Below are 25,681 nucleotides of genomic sequence, written 5' to 3'. Positions count from 1 at the left end.
CACATTTAAAATGCGGTGGCAAGCCACTCGCCTACAAGTGATTAATTAAACATCAAAGTACAACTTAACTCCCGTAGGCGTTAAGCTTGCTGACGCATAAACACCACGCCACATTTTGAAACGCGGTGGCAAGCCACTCGCCTACAAGTAATTAATTAAACATCAGAGTAAAATTTAACACCCGTAGGCGTTGAGCTTGCTGACGCACAAACTCCGAGCCACATTTTGAAACGCGGTGGCAAGCCACTCGCCTACAAGTGATTAATTACACATCAAAGTAAACTTTAACACCGTAGGCGTTAATCTTGCTGACGCACAAAGAGAAGACAATGAGGGTAAATGCCATGGGCTTCGAGCAACGCGCTCCTAGTCACTTCCCTAGCACCTAGCCCCTTTCTCTTTAACCTTTAACCTTTTACTCCCCCTCAAAACAAAAACGGCGGCCTAAGCCACCGTTTAATCATCAGACTAATAAAAACTAATTACCAAATTTTTACGCGATCAGCTGGTTTGATATACATTTTGTCGCCTTCTTTAACGTCAAATGCTTGATAAAACTCAGGCATATTCGACAAGATACCGATCACGCGGTAATGGCTTGGTGAATGCGGATCTGTCATTAGGCGGTTACGTAGCTCTTCGTCACGGTATTTACGACGCCAAATTTGCGACCAACCCATAAAGAAGCGCTGATCACCGGTATAACCATCAATCACTGGCGCTTTATCGCCACCTAGCGATAACTGATAAGCAGTGAAAGCAACCGTTAGGCCACCTAAATCGCCAATATTCTCACCTAAGGTCAATTGACCATTAACGCTGGCATCTGCAAATGGTTGATACTCGTTATACTGTGCAACTAACTGACCAGTACGCTCTTCAAACTGTTTAAGGTCTGACTCGCTCCACCAATCACGTAAATTACCATCCCCATCATACTTAGCACCTTGGTCATCAAAACCATGCCCTAACTCGTGACCAATTACCGCACCAATTGCACCGTAGTTAACCGCATCATCAGCTTCTAAGTTAAAAAATGGTGGTTGTAAAATTGCCGCAGGGAATACAATTTCGTTATTCACCGGGTTATAGTAAGCATTGACTGTTTGTGGTGTCATGTGCCATTCAGAACGATCCACTGGCTTGCCTAGCTTGTCAATCATATCAGCATAAGCCCATTCACTATGACGAATATAGTTACCAACTAAATCATCCGCATTAATGCTTAACTGTGAATAGTCTTTCCAGTTATCAGGGTAGCCAATTTTTGGGGTAAACTTATCTAGTTTTTCTTTTGCAGCAAGCTTGGTTTCTGGGCTCATCCACTCAAGATTTTCAATTGCAACGCCATAGCCTTTGATCACGTTATCAACTAACTCTTCCATGCGCGCTTTTGCTTCTGGCGGGAAATTGTCTTTAACGTACACTTTTCCTAAAATTTCACCTAACACTTCATTTGATGCATCCACGGCTTGTTTCCAAAGCGGTGTCTGCTCTTTTACGCCGCGTAATGTGGTGCTGTAAAAGTTAAAGTTTAAATCAACCAGATCTTTATCTAATATACCAGCGTAGTTACTTACTAAATGAAATTTAAGATATTGTTGCCACGTTTCAAGATCTGTTGTTTTATAAATATCGGCAAATTTTTCAAAGTAGCTAGGCTGACTGACGATAATATCTTGTACATTTACACCAGACGCTTTGAAGTATTCAGCAAGGTCAAACTCACCTGTTAGCTTACTTGCATCACTCACGCTCATTTTGTTATAAGACTTTGTAGCATCACGACTTTCAACACGCGTCCACTGTGCATCAGCAATACTGGTTTCAAGTGCAATAATTGCTTTAGCAGCTTCATCGGCTTTTTCTACACCAGCGCGTTTTAGAACGTCAGCAATGTAAACGTGGTACGCGACACGAATTTTAGTGAACTTTTCGTCATCTTTTAAATAATAATCACGATCCGGTAAGCCAAGGCCTGATTGATACGCATATAATGCATTTTCACTCGAGTTCTTAGCATCATTATTTACATACCAACCAAATGGCACCGCGCCACCTTGAATACGTATTTGCGCCATAAGTGCGACTAAATCAGACTTATTTTTAACACCATCAATAGCAGTTAACGGGCCATTTAGCGGTGTTATACCTAATTCATCACGCTTGGCTTCATTCATGTAACTCTTAAAGAACGCACCTAGCTTATATTCATCAGTTCCGGCTTTAGCAGCTGTATTAGCAGCCGCTTGTTCAAGCACTGTTTTCATTGCGGCTTGCGAGTCGTCATACAACTGTGAGAATGAACCGTAATTTGATTTATCGCCAGGGATCTCAGTCGTCGCCAACCATTGACCATTAATGTGATAATAGAAATCATCCTGTGCACGGACCGACTTATCTATATTTGCTAATTCAATACCTGAATTAAGAGCTGTTTTGACTTCTTCACTAGCAGTGTTGGTATCTGGCGCTTTAACATCTTGTTGTTCACCACAGCCGACTAGGCCCAGTGCAAGCGCAATACTTGCAGCCATGAGCGATATTTTTTTCATGGGAATCCCGTAAATCATTATTGTTGATAATACAAACCGTTTAAGCAGCTTAATAATAAGCTGCTCGCTGATCCCATCATAAACCTCATCGGAGCAACAATAAAATCGAATATGTAACAATTCGTATCAAAACTCTAATACGGTTATCTATCACACTGCTTTAGCAGTCATTGATTATCTAAGATTGGATTAAAAAACTTACAAACGTATTAATTTATTATCCGAAGCTCAGGCTGATTATTTAAACCTTACCACTAGCTCGTGCAGCGCCTCCGATACTGTTTTTAATAATGAAATAGCCTCAGCGGTATCTTTTGCATCAGTAAAACTGTGGTTAGCTAACTCTGAAATTCGTAAAATTTGCTGATTCACGTCCTCAGCAACATGTGACTGCTGTTCAACAGCCGTTGCCATTTGGGTCGACATACTCGCAATTTCACTTACCGCTTCAGATACACCTTTAAGCATTTCGCTACTTTGCAGCACTTGAGTCAAACCATGCTGGGCATTTTTACCACCTTTTTCTGCAACATCGACAGCTCTTGTAGCTCGTGTTGTTAATTCATTCACTATGTCATAAATATCTTTAGTGGAATCTTGAGTACGTTTAGCTAAATTACGAACTTCATCGGCTACCACTGCGAAGCCACGCCCTTGCTCACCAGCACGCGCAGCTTCAATGGCGGCATTGAGTGCTAATAAATTGGTTTGTTCAGCAATTTGTTCGATTATTTGCGCAGCTTCGGCAATATTTTTGGTTTGCTCAGAAACTCGCTGTACGGATTCGCTGATTTCAAGAACAGTATCGCGGAGCTGTTCAATAGCTTGCTGTGTGGCATTCGCAATTTGACCGCCTTTAATAGTCAATTCGTTTGCAATATCAGCATGTGATGCGGTATCAGTAACATGCTTTGCCACATCAGCAATCGTGGTGGCCATTTGATTCATTGCCGCCGCAGCTTGCATGGTTTCATTTTGCTGTTGCTCAATTTTATCAAGCATGGTCTTGGTTAAGCGTTCACCAATATCTGACTGCTGCGACACTCTTTTTGACTCATTCTCAATCCGTGTGATCACAGCTCCTAAGTGTGCTTGTTGACTTTTAATTGCCACTTTTAAATAGCCTAAGTCACCCGTGTCATCGGTATAGCTGCTAACCGCCAGCGAATGAGAAAACGCGCCAGATAACATTTCATTAAGTGCATGCACCAAGCGTTTTTTAGCTATTTGCCCCCATATTGCATAACTGAATGTCGCAGCAATAAATAGCAATAACGCGGCATTGTGCCAGCCCATCGCAAATAACAACAGCGCTATAATAGCGGCAATAATTAAGGCAATATTCTCTACTGCAATAGGCAAGCTTAGCTGTTTATTATTTACTATATTTTTATATAATGCGTCAGCCCGTTTTACATCAACTCGACTAGGGCATGAGCGTACTGACTCATAACCAGTCACTTTACCGCGCTCAGTCACAGGGGTGACATAAGCATCAACCCAATAAAAATCGCCATTTTTACAACGGTTTTTAACTAAGCCCATCCAAGGTTTGCCCGCCTTTAAATGCTCCCACATCACTTTATAAGCAAGAGAAGGCATGTCTGGATGCCGCACAATATTATGTGGTTGGCCAATTAATTGCTCTTTAGTAAAACCACTTATGGCAACAAACTCATCATTACAATCAACAATTTGACCTTTTAAATCAGTCACAGATATGAGTTTAGAGCCACTAGGAAAAGTTCTTTCTGTCGTAGTGACGGGAAGATTTTCGCGCATATTTATCCCTTAAATTATCAACGCTTAAAATATAGTCTAAAAAGCACAGCACACCAAATTATCTAAAAAAACAACTCTTTTCGCGGTGGCAAGCCACTCACCTACAAGCAATTAATTAAACACCAGAGTAAAATTTAACACCGAGATAAACTTTAACCCCCGTAGGCGTCGAGCTTGCTGACGCACAAACACCACAACACATTTTAAAAACGCGGTGGCAAGCCACTCGCCTACAAGTAATTAATTAGACACCAAAGTAAAATTTAACACCCGTAGGCGTTAAGCTTGCTGACGCATAAACACCGAAACAATATTGAATATCGCGGTGGCAAGCCACTCGCCTACAAGTAATTAATTACACACCAAAGTACAATTTAACACCCGTAGGCGTTAAGCTTGCTGACGCACAAACACCGAGCTACATTTTAAAAACGCGGTGGCAAGCCACTCGCCTACAAGTAATTAATTAAATATCAGAGTAAAATTTAACCCCCGTAGGCGTCGAGCTTGCTGACGCAAAACACCACATTTAAAACGCGGTGGCATATTACGAAAGAGTAGATTAGATGTACTGTGATTAGTTTAAATATACACAATTCCAAAATGGATAATCACCCACACTTTTAACCAAGCCAGCCCTGAGCGGGTTTGTAACTATATATCTAGCTTGGTTAAGTAAATCTTCATCAGATCTAAGCTTGTGATCATAAAAGTTAGCTTGCCAAATCTTTCCGCTAGAAAGTAAATAACGGTTCAATTTAATCGTAGTAATACTTTTAAATTGACCAATAACTTTGGATAAATCATCAGTATTTCTAAGCTGAAATAGCCAATGCAAGTGGTCAGGCATTAATGAAAAACAAATTGTCTTAAGGTTTCCCGAATGCGAAAAAATGTAACTCCCTCATAATTAAACAGCTACTATCAAAATCACAAAAAAGCTGCATTCTATTTTCAGTACAAATTGTAACTGAGTAATAATGATTAATTATCGAGCATCGCCCTTTAGTCCGCTTACTGGTATCAACCATTACTTTCCCTCAATTAACTACAAGTAAATATAGCAATTAATCGAGATCCCTCCAGTAAAGATTGAGCTTTCTTAATAAACACGGAATTTTAAAACGCGGTGGCAAGCCACTCGTCTACAAGTGATTAATTAAACATCAGAGTAAACTTTAACACCGTAGGCGTTGAGCTTGCTGACGCACAAACACCACAACACATTTTAAAAACGCGGTGGCAAGCCACTCGCCTACAAGTAATTAATTAGACACCAAAGTAAAATTTATCACCCGTAGGCGTCGAGCTTGCTGACGCAAAAACACCACGCCACATTTTAAAACGCGGTGGCAAGCCACTCGCCTACAAGTAATTAATTAAATATCAGAGTAAAATTTAACCCCCGTAGGCGTCGAGCTTGCTGACGCACAAACACCACACCACATTTTGAAACGCGGTGGCAAACCACCCGCCTACAAGTAATAAATTTAACATCAAAGTACAACTTAACTCCCGTAGGCGTTGAGCTTGCTGACGCACAAACACCACACCACATTTTGAAACGCGGTGGCAAGCCACTCGCCTACAAGTGATTAATTAAACATCAAAGTACAACTTAACTCCCGTAGGCGTTAAGCTTGCTGACGCAAAACACCACAACACATTTTAAAACGCGATGGCAAGCCACTCGCCTACAAGTAATTAATTAAACATCAGAGTAAAGTTTAACACCCGTAGGCGTTGAGCTTGCTGACGCATAAACACCGAAACAATATTGAATATCGCGGTGGCAAGCCACTCGCCTAGGTAAATTTAAACATCCACTTTTATTTTTTCGATAATCTCTACGTTGGCGGCAGGAAAATTGTAATCGTCTAACTTATCAATCGCGACCCATGCACTTTGCTGACCTTCTGCGCCATGGGCTTGGCCGCTAAAATCAGTAACTAAATGCACGTCGAGTTTTACACATTTATCGCCATAATCATGCTCAATAACCATCAGCTCGCTTGAACTATTAATTGTTAAACCTACTTCTTCTTGAAGCTCGCGCTTTAGTGCTTCGAATACAGTTTCGCCAGCTTCTACTTTGCCGCCCGAAACTCCCACAAACCACCTTGGTGTTTATCGTCAGGGCGCTTACAGATAAATAGTGTGTTATCTGCTTTGATAACCCCCACCGCTACATGCACAATTTTCTTATTCATCGTAATACCTTAATTAAAACCGCGCGGCATAAAGCCGCGCTTACAAGCAATTAATTAAACACCAGAGTAAAATGCAACACCCGCAGGCGTTAAGCTTGCTGACGCAAAAACACCGAAACAATATTGAATATCGCGGTGGCAAGCCACTCGCCTACAAGTGATTAATTAGACACCAGAATACAATTTAACACCGTAGGCGTTAAGCTTGCTGACGCACAAACACCGAAACAATATTGAATATCGCGGTGGCAAGCCACTCGCCTACAAGTGATTAAACACCAGAATACAATTTAACACCGTAGGCATTAAGCTTGCTGACGCACAAACTCCGATACAATATTGAATATCACGGTGGCAAGCCACTCGCCTGATATTTAACCTTACAAACAAAAAAAGCGACGCAGGCGTCGCTTTTTAATTGTTAATTATAACATTTGGTTATTTTAACTTACCACAACACTGTTTGAACTTTTGACCCGAGCCACACGGGCAAGGTTCGTTGCGGCCAACTTTTGGCTCTGCGCGTGATGTTACGACCGCACCTTTTGGTGCTTCGCCGCCTACGTGCTCAACTTCTTCATGTTGATATTCACGAGGAGCATTTTCACTTTGGCGGTGTTGCTCTTCAATTTTTTCAACATCTTCTTCAGCACGTACTTGTACTTTACTTAAAATACTAACTACATCAATTTTCAGGTTCTCAAGCATTTCAGAGAACAACTCAAACGACTCACGCTTGTACTCTTGCTTAGGGTTCTTTTGCGCGTAGCCACGTAAATGAATACCTTGGCGAAGGTGATCCATCGCAGCAAGGTGATCTTTCCAATGTTGATCCAAGCTTTGTAGCATGATTGCTTTTTCAAACTGACGAAGTACAGAATCGCCAACTTGTTGCTCTTTCTGTTTGTAAGCTTGCTCTACTGACTCTTCAATACGCTCACGTAACTTTTCTTCGTAAAGTTTGTTATCGTCAGCTAACCATTGTGTAATCGGTAACTCAATTAAGAAGTCTTGTTTTAAGCGCTCTTCAAGGCCCGGAATATCCCACATTTCAGCTAAACTTTGTGGTGCAATGTATTGGTCAATAGTGTTGCCCAATACGTCGCCACGAATAACCGTGATCGTCTCTGAAATATCGCCTTCTTCAAGCAACTCATTACGTTGTGAGTAAACAACACGACGTTGGTCGTTTGCTACATCATCGTATTCAAGCAACTGTTTACGCACATCAAAGTTACGTGCTTCAACTTTACGTTGCGCGTTTTCAATGGCACGGTTAACCCATGGATGCTCAATCGCTTCGCCACGTTGCATACCTAGTTTACGCATCATATTAGTCATACGTTCACCAGCGAAGATACGCATTAATGCGTCATCCATCGATAGATAAAAACGGCTTGAACCGGCGTCACCTTGACGGCCAGAACGACCACGTAACTGGTTATCGATACGGCGTGATTCGTGACGCTCAGTACCAATGATATGTAAACCACCAGCAGCAATTACTGCATCATGGCGAATTTGCCACGCTTCTTTAATCGCTTTGATTTGCTCATCAGTTGGGTTTTCAAGTTTTTCAACTTCGCTATTCCAGTTACCGCCTAACACGATATCAGTACCACGACCGGCCATGTTAGTTGCGATTGTTACTGTGCCTGGTAAACCAGCATCGGCAACGATGTCTGCTTCTTGGGCATGGAATTTAGCATTAAGTACGTTGTGCTTGATTTTTTCTTTACGTAAAAATTGCGATAAATATTCAGAGCTTTCGATTGAAATCGTACCCACCAATACTGGCTGGCCGCGCTCTTGGCAATCTTTAATATCGATTAGAATGGCTTCGTATTTTTCTTCTTGCGTTAAGTAAACTAAATCAGCGCGATCTTCACGGATCATCGGCTTATTAGTTGGCATAACAACAGTATCTAGACCATAGATTGACTGAAACTCAAATGCTTCAGTGTCGGCAGTACCGGTCATACCTGCAAGGGTATCGTAAATACGGAAGTAGTTTTGGAATGTAATTGACGCTAACGTTTGGTTTTCGTTTTGAATTTTTACATTTTCTTTTGCTTCAACAGCTTGATGTAAACCTTCAGACCAACGACGCCCTTCCATTGTACGGCCAGTGTGTTCATCAACAATGATTACTTCGTTTTCTTTTACAACGTAATCAATGTCTTTTTGATACAGCTTATGGGCACGTAATGCCGCATAAATATGGCTAAGCAGGGTAATACTCGCAGCAGAATAAAGCGAGTCGCCCTCAGCTATCAAACCACGTTCAATCAGTAATTCTTCAACTTTAATTTGACCACGTTCAGTTAAATGAACTTGCTTGGCTTTTTCATCAATAGTGAAATCACCATCGCCTTCAATACCTTCTTCGTCTTCTTTCTCTTGTAACTCAAGAAGCGGAACTATGGTATTGATTTCAGCATATAACTGCGAGCTATCTTCAGCAGGACCTGAGATGATTAGTGGAGTACGGGCTTCATCAATTAAGATCGAGTCAACTTCATCGACTACCGCATAATAAAGTGGACGTTGCACGCGTTCGTTAATGCTAAACGCCATATTGTCACGCAGGTAATCAAAACCAAATTCGTTATTGGTACCGTAGGTAATATCAGCGGCGTAGGCTTCTTTTTCTGTTGCGGCATCATACCCGGTACGTTACAGCCAACAGTTAAACCTAAAAATTCAAATAATGGGCGGTTAGTTTCAGCATCGCGCTTGGCAAGGTAGTCATTCACGGTAATTACGTGAACACCTTTACCCGTTATACCACGTAAGTATGCAGGTAAACTTGCGGTAAGGGTTTTACCCTCACCAGTACGCATTTCTGCGATGCGGCCTTGGTGTAAAACCATACCACCTAGCAACTGCACGTCAAAGTGACGCATACCATTTACACGTTTTGATGCTTCACGTACCACAGCAAATGCTTCTGGTAGAATGTCATCAAGACCTTGTCCGTTATCGTAACGCTCTCTAAACTCTGCTGTTTTGGCTTTTAAATCTTCGTCTGAAAGCGCTTCAAGTTGCGTTTCAAGCGCGTTGATCAGCGCGACCGTCTTTCTTAAATTTTTAATAGTGCGGTCATTGCGACTACCAAAAATCTTGGTAAATAAATTAGATATCATGATAAAACCGTTACAATGTGTTCTTTGCTAGCCGAGTATCAGCTAACCCATTTTTATAATTACTAATTAATAGATTACTCACACGAGCACATATTAATTAGCAATTTCGAGAAACGTTGTGAAATACAGCGTTCAATACGTGCGCTACTATACCAGACTCTGCGAAACATCAAACCATCGCGTAGTTAAGATATCAGTTTTCTGCAAGAAAATTTAAAATAAGCCGTAAACATAACTTTAATTAAGACTATAAAATTATATTAACTATGGAGATATGGAGGTGGATAAAAGAAAATCAAGGGGAGTATAAGAACTTAGGTTCTAGGTTCTAGGTTCTAGGTTCTAGGTTCTGGGTTCTGGGTTCTGGGTTCTTCAATACAGTTGCAAACTAAATATACATGGTAAACTTTTCCTAGCGCCTATTTCTTCCTAGCGCCTAAAACCTTTATTTTTTACCATGCCTCGCTAGACGCTCTAGCTTTTCTTTTAGTGACGGTGGTGCACTTTGTGCAATCGCATTAAGGTAATCAGCGGTTTGTTCACTCATCGCTAATTTATTCGCGGGAGTGGCGTTAGCTGTTTTTAACGCATTATTTGGACTTAATCGTTGGCTGGCTTGTGGATTAGCGGTAATTTTAATTTGCCCAAGTTCTGCCATACCTGCACTACGAAAGTGTGACAGCATATCCATTTTTAAGTAGTTTAAACGCAGTGCTATAGGTGCAGACACCGCCTCAATCATCAGCGTACCATCGCGATAATTACTAACGCGACATTTTCCACCTAAATTAGCGCCCAAAAATTCACTTAACAAAGTTTGTTGTTTATCTAATGCTTGGCTTTTACCTGCATACGATGACAATCGACCACTCAGGCCAGCCATAATATCGTTTAAAGGTTTTGGCGCGAACCTATCTTTAGCCATGCAAAACACCAAAAGTTACATTGAAGAAACAGAGTTTAATTGAATGCAAAGGTTAAAGCTACCTAGAGAAATGAAAGATACGGGGTAATAGGTGCTAGGTATTAGGTATTAGGTATTAGGTATTAGGTATTAGGTTAAAGGCAGAGATTAGCTACACCTGAAATCTAATGACTGATGGTTCAATACAACCGCGCGGCATAAAGCCGCGCCTACGCTTTAAAGCATAGGAGCTAGGCTTTAGGCTCTAGGTCCTAGTCACTTCCCTAGCACCTTTGTCTTCCTAGCACCTTTAACCTTTTCGCGGTGGCAAGCCACTCACCTACAAGTGATTTAACATCGAGGCAAACTTTAACACCCGTAGGCGTTAAGCTTGCTGACGCACAAACTCCGAGCCACATTTAAAACGCGGTGGCAAGCCACTCGCCTACAAGTGATTAATTACACACCAAAGTAAAATTTAACACCGAGATAAACTTTAGCACCGTATGCGTTGAGCTTGCTGACGCGTGTTCATTAACACCTTTATGAATAAATCAATTAAAATCTTTCGCGGCTGAAGCCGGCTCCTACGATAAATTTAAACCTTGTAGGAAATGGCTTTCACCATGAATTTTATAATCCCCGCGGCATAAAGCCGCGCCTACGCTTTAAAACATAGGAGCTAGGTTTTAGGCTCTAGGTCCTAGTCACTTCCCTAGCACCTTTGTCTTCCTAGCACCTTTAACCTTTTAGCGGTGGCAAGCCACTCGCCTACAAGTGATTTAACATCGAGGCAAACTTTAACACCCGTAGGCGTTAAGCTTGCTGACGCATAAACACCGAGCCACATTTAAAACATAGGAACTAGGTTTTAGGCTATAGGTCCTAGTCACTTCCCTAAAACCTAATACCTTTGTCTTCCTAGCACCTATTCACTTCCCTAATACCTCCAACCTTTTAATTTGACATTTTTTATCCTAACCTTGTTTCTAATTTGTATAATTTAATCAACAAGGATCAACCATGAAAATTACCCATCATGGAGCGGTGAATGGGGTTACGGGGTCATGCCATCAGTTGGGTTATGATCAATACTCATCGGTGTTAATTGACTGTGGGCTTTTTCAAGGGGAAGACGCAGGGCCAAGTTTAGCTATCGACTTTGATATCTCAACTGTCACTGCGCTGATTGTTACGCATTGTCATATTGACCACGTTGGCCGCATACCTTACTTATTTGCTGCTGGTTTCACTGGCCCTATTTTTACTTCGAAGGCATCGGCAAGTCTATTGCCATTAGTGATTGAAGATGCACTTAAAGTCGGTGTAACGCGAGATCAAAAAATTATTAACGCTTGTTTAAGCTTACTTACCAAGCGTATTGTCGCTATCGAATTTAATACCTGGTTTGACTTACCAACCACCAGCAACAAGCCCACCGCGAAAGCTCGCTTACAGCGCGCCGGGCATATTTTAGGCTCCGCCTATGTTGAAATAGATATAAAAACTAAAACTAGCAAGGGAAATTCCCATCGCGTAGTATTTTCTGGTGACCTAGGAGCGCCGCATACTCCGCTACTGCCTTCCCCAAAAGCGCCTTACAAAGCCGATACTTTAGTGATCGAATCAACCTATGGTGATAAAAACCATCAAGGCCGAAAAGAACGCACGCAAACACTGAAAAAGGTGATTGAAAAAGCCGTTGCCGATAATGGCATTGTACTTGTGCCAGCTTTTAGCATTGGCCGTACGCAAGAGTTACTGTACGAACTGGAGCAAATAATTCACAACGCAGCTAAAAATTCACCATGGCAAAGCATAGAGGTCATTGTGGACTCCCCTATGGCAGCTAACTTCACCACAGAGTATCGAAAATTTAAAACCCTCTGGGACGATGAAGCAAAAAAACGCTTAGCCAAAGGTCGCCATCCATTAAACTTTGCGCAGTTGCATACTATCGACAGCCACCAAGAGCATATTGCCGTAATTAATTACCTAAGCAAACGCAAACAACCCGCGATTATTCTTGCCGCTAGTGGCATGTGCACCGGCGGGCGAATTGTGAATTATCTAGAGCGATTTTTACCTGATGAAACTACCGATGTGATTTTTGTTGGCTACCAAGGCCGTGGCACGCTCGGCCGAGATATTCAAACCTATGGACCAAGTAATGGTTATGTGCATATTAATGACCATAAAATCACCATTAACGCAGCAGTACACACAATCAGCGGCTACAGTGCTCATGCAGATCAAAACGGCTTAATAAAATTTGTAACAGGTATGCGTAAAAAGCCCAGTCATATAAAAATAGTGCACGGTGATGATAACGCCAAAAATGCGCTAGCAGCAAAATACAAAGAAGTACTAGGAGATGATATGAAGGTTGAGATTGGAAAATGAGGGGGGCAGTCAGGTGTTAGGTTTTAGGTTTTAGGTTTTAGGTTTTAGGTTTTAGGTTTTAGGTTTTAGGTTTTAGGTGTTAGGTAGAGATTAAACCAAGCACAGTGTTAGGGTTAAGAGTAGGCGGGGCTTTATGCCGCGCGGTTTATAAAACTCATGGCTAAAGCCATTTCCTACAGTGGGTAAATTTATCGTAGGAGCCGGCTTTAGCCGCGAAAGATTTTAATTGATTTATTCATAAAAGGTGTTAATGAATACGCGTCAGCAAGCTTAACGCCTACGGTGTTAAATTGTATTCTGATGTTTAATTACGTGTAGGCGAGTGGCTTGCCACCGCGAAAAGGTCAAAGGTGGGGGTTAGGTTTTAGGGGTTAGGGGTTAGGTGTTAGGTGTTAGGTTTTAGGTGTTAGGTTTTAAGTGTTAGGTTTTAGGCCTGTAGCCCGAAGCTCGTGCCCCGAAGCCCGCTGCCTGTAACCCGTTGGCCAGGTAGCTCAAAAAGAAAAAAGCCGCATAAATGCGGCTTTTAGGCTTAATCCCTAATAGGAACTAACAAAAATTAACCGTTACCGCCAGTACCACCAGTACCACCGGTAGATGTTGGACATGTAAACTGGAATGCTTGAGTTAATGCGTCAGCATTAGCACCTTCAATTGTAAATGTGTTCGCACCTTCAACAGGTAAACCACGGAAGTTAACAGTAACATCGTAGTTTTCACCTTCACGTAGGTTAGTTAACTGGAAGTTACCATTCGCATCTTTAATTGCAGCTCTTGCAGCTTTGCCAGCACGTTTAAATGAAACAGTTGAATTAGTAACATTCACCGCTACATCAGCATCGTTCGAACAAGCACCTGTAAGAGTTAATTCTTTATTAACTAAAGTAAATGGTGCTACAGGAGTTAAATCAACACTGCCACAAACACCAACTTCTGTTTGTGAGTCAAACCATGTTCCACCTTCACGGTCAAAAAGTCTAACTCGAGCAGTTGCGCCATCATATATACCATAGCGTAATGTTGTTGCAGCTGATACGACAGTCTTTGAAGTTGCACCACCGCGGATGAAGCTAGCTACAGATCCATCTGAAGATAAAGCTGATAGATATAAACCACCTGCAGGAATAGTGCCTGAAGTAACATTTACAGAAAAGCCGTCAGTACAAGTATTCGCATTGCGGTTAACAGCGAACCACGTTAAGTGGTTTGTTGCAAAGCTTACTGTACCTGCACCTTGTGTAACTGCAAAGTCATCTGCAGACCATAGGCCTGTTTCTTCATCGAACGACTTAACAGTAAGCGTTTCGCCAGCAGCTAAATCTGTAGGTGCCGCTAGTGTTACTTTTAATGTGTCACCAGCAAACTTCTTAACTTTAGTGTCACCCACTAATAAGTTTACATCAGCAACCGAAACTGGCACTAAAACATTTGCGCTTGTGTTACCAACATTTAGACCTTCAGGGATCACTGATGATTTAGTTGAGGATGTTGGATCTGTACCTACAACACTCAATGATATTGAATCACCAGTTACAGCTTCGCCTGCAGCATTTTGAAGCGTAATGCCACTTGGTAGAGTTGCAGTAGCTAAAGAAGCACCAGAAACTGCAGCATCAGCCTTAACTTCAGCTGTTGTTGTTGCACCGTCAATATCAGTAGAAGCAGTTGCAACGCTTGCAAGGCCAGCAGTATCTGTTGAGGTCAATTGGAACTGAGCTGGTAATACAGATAGTTCGTCTTCGTTAGATAAGTCAACATTGAAAGATTTAGTTATAAAACCTGCAGCAGAAACTACAGCTGTCACACTTGATAACTCAGAGCCACTCTTAACAGTAACAATAAAGCCACCATCTTCAGTAGTTGTTGCAGTTTGAACCACGTTGCCATCTACATCAACGATGTTAGTTGATGGCACGCCATTTTCCACAAATCTTACTGTTGCATCTGCAATTGCATCTGAGTCGCCATTTACTACTGCTACATTAACTATAAAGTTAAGTTCAGTTGGTGTTTGAGGTGGAACAACCACTACTGGATCAGGTCCTGGTCCAGGTGGTGTGTAATCATTACCATCGTCATCACTAAAACAACCAGTTAGAGCAAATGCAGAAGCTACAGACAATGCCAATAGCGATTTTTTGTTAGTAAACATAGGGAGTCCTTTTATTCCTTTATAATAAACAATCAATAAACTAAGGTTTTTTATACTCGTTACAATATTAGCGTTTACTTTAGAAAAGTATAGCCATAACGCAACAAAAATGAGCAAAAAAACAACATTTTTTACTTTTTGTCAAAAATAGAGCTAATCGCTCTATAGTAATTAATCAGTTCGTTACATAATATAGACTAACTACATATTTGTACAATAGTTAGTCTAATAAAAATTTGTTACCGATATTTTAAATACACTTCTTTTAACCTTGGTAAATGTTTATAAACATAATCACTCGATAAGCGACCTTGGTTAAAGAATGTTTTATCTAAGCCAACTATTGAACTTGGTGCGTATAACTGGTTAAAAACCAATTGATTATGCGACTTACCGACTTGCGTACCAATATTATGGCGGTAAGCCTCATTACCTTTAACTTGGCCAAAACGAGTAACCGACATATCTTTACGCGGTGATAACGGTATGCTTATCGCAGCACCGGCTCTTTTGCGCACTTGAGTCTTCAAAGAATACAGCTAAGTAGCTATCACCAAACCAAAAACGTGATTCTAGCTTGTAACCACTATCTTCATACCAAAAATCACCAGCTTGGGCATGCAAAGTAATATCTTGCTCTACCCAATTATATTGATAATTAAACATTTGGTAACTGCGGCTGCCGCGATAATCCTGATACTGAAAAGAGCCAAATTTAAAGCTCACTTTATGCCTACCAGCATCACTTAGCCAAGCTGTTTCATTACTAATACCTCGGTAGTCATAAAAATCTTTGATATAGCCAACTTGGGTTTGGTTGTAAAAACCAAACGGTAACTCAAAAGTTTGATAGAACAAAGCGCGATCAAACTGGGTTTCTTTTCGGTAATTTTTAAACGGCTTATTTTCAGCGTAATCATCGCTATTAGCAACATTCACTTGGCCACCTAAAATAATGCCGCCGCCTTGCCATAAAGGCACCTCTAAATCGGCTCTAATTGCAACAGAATAATCAAATACTCCAAGCTCAGTTGCATAAGTATTACTTATTGTAGGCGCTATTGTTAAACGCGGTTTAAAGTATGGCGAACTGGTATCTGTAGTTCCTACCCAAACCAAACCATTTGGCTCAAGAGCAGCCCCCAGGGTAATTAATAAATCAGGGGAAATATTGTTAATAATAAACTCTTTGTAATTATCAACGGTACCAACAACATTAAGTAATGCTAAATCATATTTGTTTAGTTGCACGCTAAATTCAACACCTTCAAGTGTTATTAACTCAGCAACACGCCCTAATACCAATCCTAATGCATCAATATCGTTACGGTTAAAAATTGAGTTTTCAAATTTAACAAACAACTGATTATTATTGTTAAAAGCAACACTAACATTTTCAAAACCATCTTCTACCAATGCTAGCTTCAAGTTAACAGACTGAGAATTCAACTGACTTAATTCAGCTTGTTGCTCTGTATTATTTGTAATCTTTGCAGTAGTACGCGCTTCTGGCTTAACGGTAGGTAAAGTGTAATCATTTGGCGTTTGTATTTTTATAGCATCAGGGTTTATAGATGCCGCACCTTTAGTCGCAACAGGTACGTTAGCAGTATTATTTTGTACATCCGGTGCAGCTTTAACTGGCTGTTGGTAACCTAACTTATCACTTAGTGGTAAGGTAAAGTTAATACCCCAATAATTACTGGTATCTTCAGAGAATTCCGTATTGCTATAAAAACGGCTGGTTAAGGTAATTTCACCAATATCATATAACCATTCTTTAGGAATGGTTAGCCGCGCAGCTGCATTAACAGCCTCTGAGTCGTATTCAGTGAGTACACTAAACCATTTAAACGGTTGCCATTCAATACCAGCAAAAGCACCATTCATTTTACCTGTGCGCTTTTCATTTGTACCAATACCTACACTAAACCTAAAATCCCATAAGTCTTTTGAGGCAACAGCATAATAAGTTTCATACTTATTTGATGCCCCAGCAAGATCTTTAAAACCAACGGCAACTTGGAGCCAATCTTCAGGAATATAAGGAATTTGATACTTTGCATTAAAAGATAAATCGCGTAATTGGCCTTTACCCTCAGAATAAAACATATTATCGTGAATACTTTCTGCGGCTATTTGGCCACTAACTTCAAACCCCTTAAATAAGCCTGCAGAGAGAATAAAGTTGTGCCCATCAATATATTTAACACCGCGTAAATCAAGCTGATTATTATAACCAATATCAGCCATTCCTTTTGATAACACCTCTGCATTAGGGGTATTGATTAACCCTGTATAACCTGCGAAAGACTGGAAGTGTTTTATCTCATCAGCGGTAACAGGTAAGCTTAATGCAGCTGTACAGCTTAAAAACAACATATTCAATTTAGGCATGGTGTGATCCGAGTCCGAGTTAGTATTATTAAATCCATCAATTCCTAGGTTCTAGGTTCTAGGTTCTAGGTTCTAGGTTCTAGGTTCTAGGTTCTAAGACAAAGTTTAAAGGGGAAAGGTTAAAGTTACAAGAATTTAGGTTTTAAGTTTTAGGTTTTAGGTTTTAGGTTTTAGGTTTTAGGTTTTAGGTTTTAGGTTTTAGGTTTTAGGTTTTATCAAAAATAACTATAAAATCAGTGTGGGTAATTAAAAAACTTAAACAATTTAAACGTCTCAGATTCGTTCTTTAATTTTAGAGATTAAGCTCGACAGCATTTTTGATAACTCAGATGTTTCACACAGCCAAAGTTGACCGATATTCGAATCAATATAGTTTATATCAATACCTATATAAATTTGTGTTCTAGCTTCTGCTAAAGAAGAACGAGCAATATCTAAAAAGCGCACTTTTTCTTTATCGCTATCTCGTGTCATTCCCTCAGCAATATTACTAGGTACAGACAATCCGGCACGTGTTAACTGATCTCGAAAACCAAAATCTTTTGTTATTGTTGAATTTTTATAGATATCTGCACTTAAACGAGCAGCTCGTTTCCACACTTCTAAGCTTTCAAAGTTCATCATGTCTATTATCCTTAACAGTAATTTATTTTGAGCTTAGTTTTTATTTAATAAAATACAACCTTAAATTTTTTGCTCTTAATATCTACCTAACACCCAATACCTAACACCTTTGACCTTTTAGCGGTGGCAAGCCATTCTCCTACACGTAATTAAACACCAGTATACAATTTAACACCCTAGGCGTTAAGCTTGCTGACGCGTGTTCATTAATATCTTTGTGAATAAAATCAATTAAACAATTTTTACCACAGAGAGCACCGAGGCGCTTCGCGCTACACCGAGAAAGTAAAGTTAAGCCTAACACCTAGTCACTTCCCTTGAACCTTTAAAATCTTTCGCGGCTAAAGCAGGCTCCTACGATAAATTTACACCCTGTAGGAAATGGCTTTAGCCATGAGTTTTATAAACCGCGCGGCATCAAGCCCCGCCTACTCTTAACCCTAACACTGTGCTTGGTTTAATCTCTACCTAACACCTAACACCTAACACCTTTAACCTTTTCGCGGTGGCAAGCCACTCGCCTACACGTAATTAAACACCTGAATACAATTTAACACTGTAGGCGTTAAGCTTGCTGACGCGTGTTCATTAATATCTTTGTGAATAAATCAATTAAACAATTTTTACCACCGAGAGCACCGAGGCGCTTCGCGCTACACCGAGAAAGTAAAGTTAAGCCTAACACCTAGCCACTTCCCTAGAACCTTTAAAATCTTTCGCGGCTGAAGCCGGCTCCTACGATAAATTTAAACCCTGTAGGAAATGGCTTTAGCCATGAGTTTTATAAACCGCGCGGCATCAAGCCCCGCCTACTATTAACCCTAACACTGTGCTTGGTTTCATTGAATCACAACAGTTTAATCTCTACCAAAACCTAACACCAAACACCTAGAACCTTTGTCTTCCTAGCCCCTAAAACCTAAATCTCACACAGCTTTTAAATGGTTTGGTTTTTTAGGATTAACTAACTCTGTAACAAAGCTTGTAAAGTCAACGCCTAAATTTTCATCACGCATGCTGTATTCAACAATTGCTTTTAAATAACCTAATTTATCACCACAGTCATGAGCTCGGCCACTCATATGGAATGCCTCAACCGTTTCAATTTTCATCAGCATATCAATAGCGTCAGTTAATTGAATTTCCCCCCTGCGCCAACCGGAGTTTTATCAAGTAATTGCCAAATAGTTTTTGACAGCACATAGCGGCCAACTACAGCAAGGTTTGATGGTGCATCTTCAACACGTGGTTTTTCAACCATAGTTTTTATTTTTGCACTTTCACCCGCAGTAATTACAGCGCCATTTATATCAGCAATGCCGTACTTGCAGACATCTTGCTCAGGTACAGGCTCAAGCATAATCTGGCTTGCAGATGCCGCTTTGAAACGCGTTATCATTGCCGCTAAATTTTCAGTTTTTTGATCTGCAGTATATGCATCAAGTATTACATCAGGCAGTAAAACTACGAAATCATTATCACCAATGATTGGTTTAGCACATAATACAGCATGGCCTAATCCCTTAGCCTCACCTTGGCGTACGTGTAGAATAGTTACATCAGGCGGGCAAATAGAGCGCACTTCATCAAGTAACTTACGCTTTACGCGTTTTTCAAGTGTCGCTTCAAGTTCAAAGCTAGTATCAAAATGGTTTTCAATCGCATTTTTAGAGCTGTGGGTTACAAGCACAATTTCTTTAATACCGGCCGCAACGCACTCATTCACTATATATTGAATAAGCGGCTTATCAACCAGTGGCAGCATTTCTTTTGGGATTGCTTTAGTCATTGGCAGCATACGCGTACCAAGTCCAGCAACGGGGATAACAGCTTTCATAGTTAGTCCTTTATTTAATATTTAATTCAATTAGTTTTAATCTAACAATACAAAGCTTTATAGGGAGTGAATGAGTTCGGGCTTCGGGCTTCGGGCTTCGGGCTTCGGGCTTCGGGCTTCGGGCTTCGGGCTTCGGCAAAATTATAAACACTATTTGCACAAAGAGAAGATAATGAGAAAACAAAAGCCACGCTTCGAGCAACGAGTTCCTAGTCACTTACCTAGCACCTAGTACCTAGTACCTTTTAGCGGTGGCAAGCCATTCTCCTACGATAAATTTACACCCTGTAAGAAATGGCTTTAGCCATGAGTTTTTAAACCCCGCCGACTCTTACCCCTAACACTGTGCTTGGTTTAATCTCTACCTAACACCTAACACCTAACACCTAACACCTAACACCTTTAACCTTTTCGCGGTGGCAAGCCATTCGCATACACGTAATTAAACACCTGAATACAATTTAGCACCGTAGGCGTTAAGCTTGCTGACGCGTGTTCATTAACACCTTTATGAATAAATTAATTAAAATCTTTCGCGGCTAAAGCCGGCTCCTACGAAAACCATTTGCACAAAGAGAAGTGAATGAGTGTAAATGAGAAAAAAAGGCCATAGGCTTCGAGCAACTAGCTACATACCTAGCCTTTTCCCTTCAACCTCTTAAGCGCAGCGTCTCATAACCTCTTTGTGAATAAAATCAATTAAACAATTTTTACCACCGAGAGCACCGAGGCGCTTCGCGCTACACCGAGAAAGTAAAGTTAAGCCTAGAACCTTTAAACTCTTTCGCGGCTGAAGCCGGCTCCTACGATAAATTTAAACCCTGTAGGAAATGGCTTTAGCCATGAGTTTTTAAACCCGCGGCATAAAGCCCCGCCGACTCTTAACCCTAACACTGTGCTTGGTTTAATCTCTACCTAAAACCTAACACCTAATCCCTTTAACCTTTACTTTAATCACTGCCAAATAAATCTCGCGTATAAACTTTATCAGCTACATCTGTTAACTCTTCCACCATACGGTTAGATACCACGACATCTGAAAGTTGTTTAAACTCATTGAGATCTTTTATAACACGTGAATTGAAAAATGCTTCGTCGGTTAAAGTCGGCTCGTAAATAACAACTTCAATACCTTTAGCTTTAATGCGCTTCATAATCCCTTGGATTGCAGAAGCTCTAAAGTTATCTGAGCCTGTTTTCATTACTAAGCGGTAAACACCAACTACTTTAGGGCTGCGCTTAATTATTGAGTTAGCAATAAAATCTTTACGAGTTGTATTAGCATCAACAATAGCGCCAATCATATTATTTGGCACATCTTTGTAATTTGCTAACAACTGCTTGGTGTCTTTTGGTAAACAATAACCGCCATAACCAAATGAAGGATTATTATAATGACTACCAATACGCGGATCTAAACCTACACCTTGGATAATTTGCTTCGCGTTTAAGCCATGGCTCTCAGCATAGCTATCAAGCTCATTAAAGTAAGCCACACGCATTGCAAGATAGGTATTTGAGAATAACTTGATTGCCTCTGCTTCTGTAGAGTCCGTAAATAAAACTTCAATATCTTGCTTTACAGCACCTTGTGCAAGTAAGTTAGCAAACGTTTTGGCACGCTCACTTTGCTCACCAACTATGATACGTGATGGATATAAATTATCATGCAATGCTTTACCTTCGCGTAAAAACTCAGGCGAGAAAATAATGTTATCCGTGGCAAATTTATCTTTAACTGATTCAGTATAACCAACCGGCACAGTTGATTTAATAACCATGGTAGCCGTTGGGTTAATGCTTAGCACATCTTTAATAACCGACTCAACACTATTGGTATTAAAATAGTTTGTTTCAGGATCGTAGTCTGTAGGCGTCGCAATAATAACAAACTCAGCACCAACTAGTGCAGATTCTTTGTTAGTTGTAGCCGTAAAGTTGAGTTGTTTATTTTGTAAAAAATCACTTATTTCAACATCAACAATAGGGGATTGTTTATCTTTCAAAAGTGCGACTTTATTTTCGTCAATATCAAGCGCAACAACTTTGTTGTGCTGCGCCAGTAACATAGCGTTTGAGAGACCTACATAGCCCGTACCGACAATGGCGATTTTCATATTAAATTCATCCTTAACAAATTAATCTTGAACAGTACCAATTTTTTTAGCTGGAACGCCACCAAAAATTACAAATTTTTCACTAATAGATTTTGTCAACACCGAATTTGCTGCCAATAAACTACCTTCAGGAAGCTTTGCACCTGCTGTTAAAGTGCAGTTAGCGCTAACCCACGCTCCTTTCCCAACAAAAACAGGAGTCTTTACTGATTTACCAAATCGAAAGCTTCCATTTAAAGCGCTGTGGTTTCCGGATACGATAACAGAATTAAAACCAATCATAACCTCATCCTCAAGTATGACTTTATCAATAGCATTTACAACTACATTTGGTGCTAAATAAACATTATCGTAAAAAAACAATTTTCTAAATTTTTAAAAATAACCGAAGAAGATATCTGTAAATTTCTACCAGCTTTCCCCATAGCAATACCGTATAAAAATCCCCTAAACCTCATTAAAAAAGGCATATCCGGTAAAAAAAGGTAACTGCCCAAATAAACCATGCATATAAAAGAAGTAATTTATGCTTCACAATACCTTCCTCTTATTAGATTCATTACTTTTAGTACGTTACAAGAGGCAGTATCTTCTCGGGTACTTTCGCAATAACACCTTAATTCAGGAGCATTTCCTGATGGTCTTAAATGTATCACATCTTTGTTTTCTAAAGTAATACGTAAACCGTCTGTAACGTTTATAGAATAACCCTCACTAATATTTAAACTTACTAGAAATGAACTCGCGTCAGTTTTTAGCTCATCGATCAAGGCAAGACTATTTTTCCTAGAAAAATTTTGCAAGCGGTCACTTGCTGTAAATCGTTGAGGTAATCGCTTTATTTGGGATGAGATTGACTGTTGCTGAGTTAGCAATATAAGTGCAGGTAAAAGTGCATCACGAGTAGGCAGTGCTCTGATCATTTTTCCATTTAACTTTACATCAGAGCCTAATAAGTACCCACCATTTGCTTCAAAACCAGCTACACGAGCATAGTGTTTATTTAACTCTGCAAACTCAGCTATTACATAAGGTGATCCAATCTTTGTTCTAACCACCTCTTTAAAGCTATTTGACTGTTCAATTGCAGTATTGCAGCTAACGGGCACAGCTAATACGTCAATATTTAATAATTGGCTACATAACAAGCCTAATATATCACCACGTAACCAGTTGCCATGTTCATCTGAAATTAATGGACGATCTCCGTCTCCATCAGTTGAAAAAATAGCATCAAACTTATATTCGTTTGACCAACTAAATGCTTTTTGTTGATCTGCATCCGATACAGCTTCAGTATCAATTGGTACAAACTCGTCACTACGACCAAGGCTTGTTACTTCTGCCCCTAATAGCTCAAATAGTGATTTATAAATATCACGACCTGCACTCGAGTGCTCATATATGCCTATCCTTTTATTTGCTAAAGAATCATAGCTAAACAATGAAGCATAACGATTTATATAAACCTCTTCAGCAGCCTTACTTACTAAGAGTTCTGGTAATTTATTAACACTGACTAGCTTTGCGTCATTAGCTAAAATAGCTTGCTCGTCAGCTTTTGTAATCTCACCATCTGGACGATAAAACTTTAGTCCATTTCGATCAAAAGGTATGTGGCTTCCAGTAATCATTATGCTAGGCACGTTGTCCTGCATTGCTTTGTAAGCAAGTGCCGGTGTAGGTATTACTCCGAAATAAACGACATTAAGATTAAGCTGTTTTAAGCCGGCGGCACATGCCTGCGCCATGGCATAACTACTTGGACGATTATCAATAGCGAGCATAACTGTATTAAAACTGAACTCAGCATCGATTGACTTAATAAATGCAACAGCAAATGCTGCACATACATCAGCAGTAAAATTACTTACTAAACCACGTGCGCCGCTTGTTCCAAATGCTATATCACTTTGAGCAATAACCTCTGAACTTATTAACTTGTTATCCATGTAACACCTTTAGAATGACTAAAAAAAGAAATGTGCGGAGAAATGTGTAGATAAACTTAAGAAAAAGCAGATTGTCAAGAAACACAACAACTAAAATCTGCTCTATTCTTTTTGATGCCTACTCTTTTTACAAAAATAGGCACATCCAATACGCTATTTATTAATAGCTTAGTTAAAAATTAAAGTAACTATAAGAGCTACTTTACTCTCCCATAACGATCTTCAAAGCGAACAATATCATCTTCACCTAAGTATGAACCCGACTGAACTTCTATCAGCTCTAAATCAACTTTACCAGGATTCTCTAGTGCATGAACCGCTGTAATAGGTATATAGACAGATTCATTTTCAGTTACAAATTGCTCGGTATCATCAATTTGTACTTTGGCAGTACCTGATACGACGATCCAATGCTCCGCTCGATGGTGATGCATCTGTACCGATAGCTTAGCTCCAGGTTTTACAGTAATGCGCTTAACCTGGAAACGCTCACCATTATCCACCGAGTCATATTTACCCCATGGGCGATATACTTCTCGATGTAATTTAGCCTCTGAGCGTTGTTCATCTTTTAACTGTTGAACAATCATTTTTACATGTTGCGATTTATCTTTGTGAGCAACCAGTACTGCGTCTTTTGTGTTTACAATAACTAAATCTTCAACACCCACTGTTGCAACCAATTTGTCTTCACTAAATACAAGCGTGTTTTTAGTATCAACAGCTTTTACATCACCAGTAAAAGCATTACCATTATCATCCTGTGGTGATACTTCCCAAAGCGCAGCGAACCCACCAACATCACTCCAACCGGCGTCCATTGGGACAACTACGGCATCTTTAGTTTGCTCCATTACCGCGTAATCAACAGACTCATCTGGGCACGCTTCAAATGACTCTTTATCTACGCGAATAAAGTCCAAATCATTATTTTGGTTTTGCATGGCGTTTTCACATGCATTATATATATCAGGGCGAAATGCTTTAAGCTCATTTAAATAACGACTCGCTTTAAATAAAAACATACCGCTATTCCAGTAATAATCTCCACTTTGTATATATTGCTCAGCAGTTCTTGAATCTGGTTTTTCTACAAATGCATCTACTACAAAACCAGTATCAAATTGTTCACCACGTTTAATATAGCCATAACCTGTTTCAGGCTTATTACCTACAATACCAAAGGTAACTAGTTTATCTTTTCTAGCCAGTTCAGATGCTTCACGCACACTTTTTTGAAATGCAGCAACATCTTCAATAACATGATCAGCGGCTAAAACTAATAGCAATGGGTCTTCACCATTTTCAATAGCTTTAAAAGCAGCAAGAGCTATAGCTGGAGCGGTATTACGACCAACAGGCTCTAAAAATATACCACTGTGCTCAATACCTAGCTGACGAACTTGCTCAGCAGCAATGAACCTATGCTCTTCATTGCAAATTAGCATTGCGGGTACATGAGGCAGACCATTTAAGCGATTAAGAGTGCTTTGCAGCATTGTATGATCGCCATTTAAAGATAAAAACTGTTTAGGATAATTGCCACGCGAAAGTGGCCATAAACGTGTACCAGAACCACCGGCCATTATTATTGGTAAGATCATA

13 protein-coding genes and 3 pseudogenes are annotated in these 25,681 nt (G+C 40.1%); 1 reads left to right on the top strand and 15 read right to left on the bottom strand.

Going from position 1 to position 25,681, the window contains the following annotated elements:
* Positions 1 to 482: 482 nt before the first annotated feature.
* From P4S61_RS10565 to P4S61_RS10540, 6 genes and pseudogenes are all read right to left on the bottom strand, one after another.
* A complete protein-coding gene (locus P4S61_RS10565; RefSeq protein WP_337118255.1) occupies positions 483 to 2,555 on the bottom strand; it encodes a M13 family metallopeptidase in 2,073 nt (690 codons plus the stop codon).
* Between the two features lie 237 nt (positions 2,556 to 2,792).
* Positions 2,793 to 4,337 (bottom strand): methyl-accepting chemotaxis protein, encoded by a 1,545-nt coding sequence (locus P4S61_RS10560; RefSeq protein ID WP_337118254.1) that lies wholly within the window; start codon positions 4,335 to 4,337, stop codon positions 2,793 to 2,795.
* A gap of 577 nt (positions 4,338 to 4,914) precedes the next feature.
* The gene (locus tag P4S61_RS10555) at positions 4,915 to 5,232 is read right to left on the bottom strand and encodes an REP-associated tyrosine transposase (RefSeq protein WP_442961592.1); all 318 of its coding nucleotides are present in this window, start codon (positions 5,230 to 5,232) and stop codon (positions 4,915 to 4,917) included.
* Positions 5,233 to 6,152: 920 nt separating this feature from the next.
* Positions 6,153 to 6,547, bottom strand: a pseudogene (gene mutT, locus P4S61_RS10550) (8-oxo-dGTP diphosphatase MutT).
* A gap of 438 nt (positions 6,548 to 6,985) precedes the next feature.
* Positions 6,986 to 9,693 (bottom strand): annotated as a pseudogene (secA, locus tag P4S61_RS10545) (preprotein translocase subunit SecA).
* Between the two features lie 445 nt (positions 9,694 to 10,138).
* Entirely contained in the window at positions 10,139 to 10,618 is a 480-nt protein-coding gene (locus tag P4S61_RS10540; protein WP_145236680.1) for a DUF721 domain-containing protein, read from the bottom strand.
* Between the two features lie 1,002 nt (positions 10,619 to 11,620).
* Between P4S61_RS10540 and P4S61_RS10535 the strand changes: the two genes are divergently transcribed.
* On the top strand, positions 11,621 to 13,000 hold the full coding sequence (locus P4S61_RS10535; protein WP_337118253.1) for an MBL fold metallo-hydrolase: 1,380 nt from the start codon (positions 11,621 to 11,623) through the stop codon (positions 12,998 to 13,000).
* A 556-nt stretch (positions 13,001 to 13,556) separates the two neighbouring features.
* Here the strand turns inward: P4S61_RS10535 and P4S61_RS10530 are convergent.
* The 9 genes and pseudogenes from P4S61_RS10530 to P4S61_RS10490 form a co-directional block, all read right to left on the bottom strand.
* Positions 13,557 to 15,149: a hypothetical protein gene (locus P4S61_RS10530; RefSeq protein WP_337118252.1), complete on the bottom strand. Its 1,593-nt coding sequence runs from the start codon at positions 15,147 to 15,149 to the stop codon at positions 13,557 to 13,559.
* 239 nt (positions 15,150 to 15,388) lie between these two features.
* Positions 15,389 to 15,667 (bottom strand): hypothetical protein, encoded by a 279-nt coding sequence (locus P4S61_RS10525; protein WP_337118251.1) that lies wholly within the window; start codon positions 15,665 to 15,667, stop codon positions 15,389 to 15,391.
* Positions 15,618 to 17,546 carry a YjbH domain-containing protein gene (locus P4S61_RS10520; RefSeq protein ID WP_337118250.1) on the bottom strand — a complete coding sequence of 643 codons (1,929 nt, stop codon included), beginning with the start codon at positions 17,544 to 17,546 and terminating at the stop codon, positions 15,618 to 15,620. The genes P4S61_RS10525 and P4S61_RS10520 overlap by 50 nt, the downstream gene beginning before the upstream one ends.
* 273 nt (positions 17,547 to 17,819) lie before the next feature.
* Positions 17,820 to 18,167: a four helix bundle protein gene (locus P4S61_RS10515; protein WP_182732652.1), complete on the bottom strand. Its 348-nt coding sequence runs from the start codon at positions 18,165 to 18,167 to the stop codon at positions 17,820 to 17,822.
* Positions 18,168 to 19,096: 929 nt separating this feature from the next.
* Positions 19,097 to 20,007, bottom strand: a pseudogene (gene galU, locus P4S61_RS10510) (UTP--glucose-1-phosphate uridylyltransferase GalU).
* A gap of 950 nt (positions 20,008 to 20,957) precedes the next feature.
* Positions 20,958 to 22,124 carry a nucleotide sugar dehydrogenase gene (locus tag P4S61_RS10505; RefSeq protein WP_337118249.1) on the bottom strand — a complete coding sequence of 389 codons (1,167 nt, stop codon included), beginning with the start codon at positions 22,122 to 22,124 and terminating at the stop codon, positions 20,958 to 20,960.
* A 21-nt stretch (positions 22,125 to 22,145) separates the two neighbouring features.
* Positions 22,146 to 22,487: an acyltransferase gene (locus P4S61_RS10500; protein WP_337118248.1), complete on the bottom strand. Its 342-nt coding sequence runs from the start codon at positions 22,485 to 22,487 to the stop codon at positions 22,146 to 22,148.
* 161 nt (positions 22,488 to 22,648) lie between these two features.
* Positions 22,649 to 24,076, bottom strand: a complete 1,428-nt coding sequence (locus P4S61_RS10495; RefSeq protein WP_337118247.1) for a phosphomannomutase — start codon at positions 24,074 to 24,076, stop codon at positions 22,649 to 22,651.
* A 197-nt stretch (positions 24,077 to 24,273) separates the two neighbouring features.
* On the bottom strand, positions 24,274 to 25,680 hold the full coding sequence (locus tag P4S61_RS10490) for a mannose-1-phosphate guanylyltransferase/mannose-6-phosphate isomerase (protein ID WP_337118246.1): 1,407 nt from the start codon (positions 25,678 to 25,680) through the stop codon (positions 24,274 to 24,276).
* Between the last annotated feature and the right edge of the window lies 1 nt (position 25,681).

This window comes from Pseudoalteromonas sp. B160 (assembly GCF_037162485.1).
Lineage (GTDB): Bacteria > Pseudomonadota > Gammaproteobacteria > Enterobacterales > Alteromonadaceae > Pseudoalteromonas > Pseudoalteromonas rhizosphaerae.
Note: the sequence above shows the minus strand (reverse complement) of the source record. Positions and strands in the feature narration are given on the sequence as shown.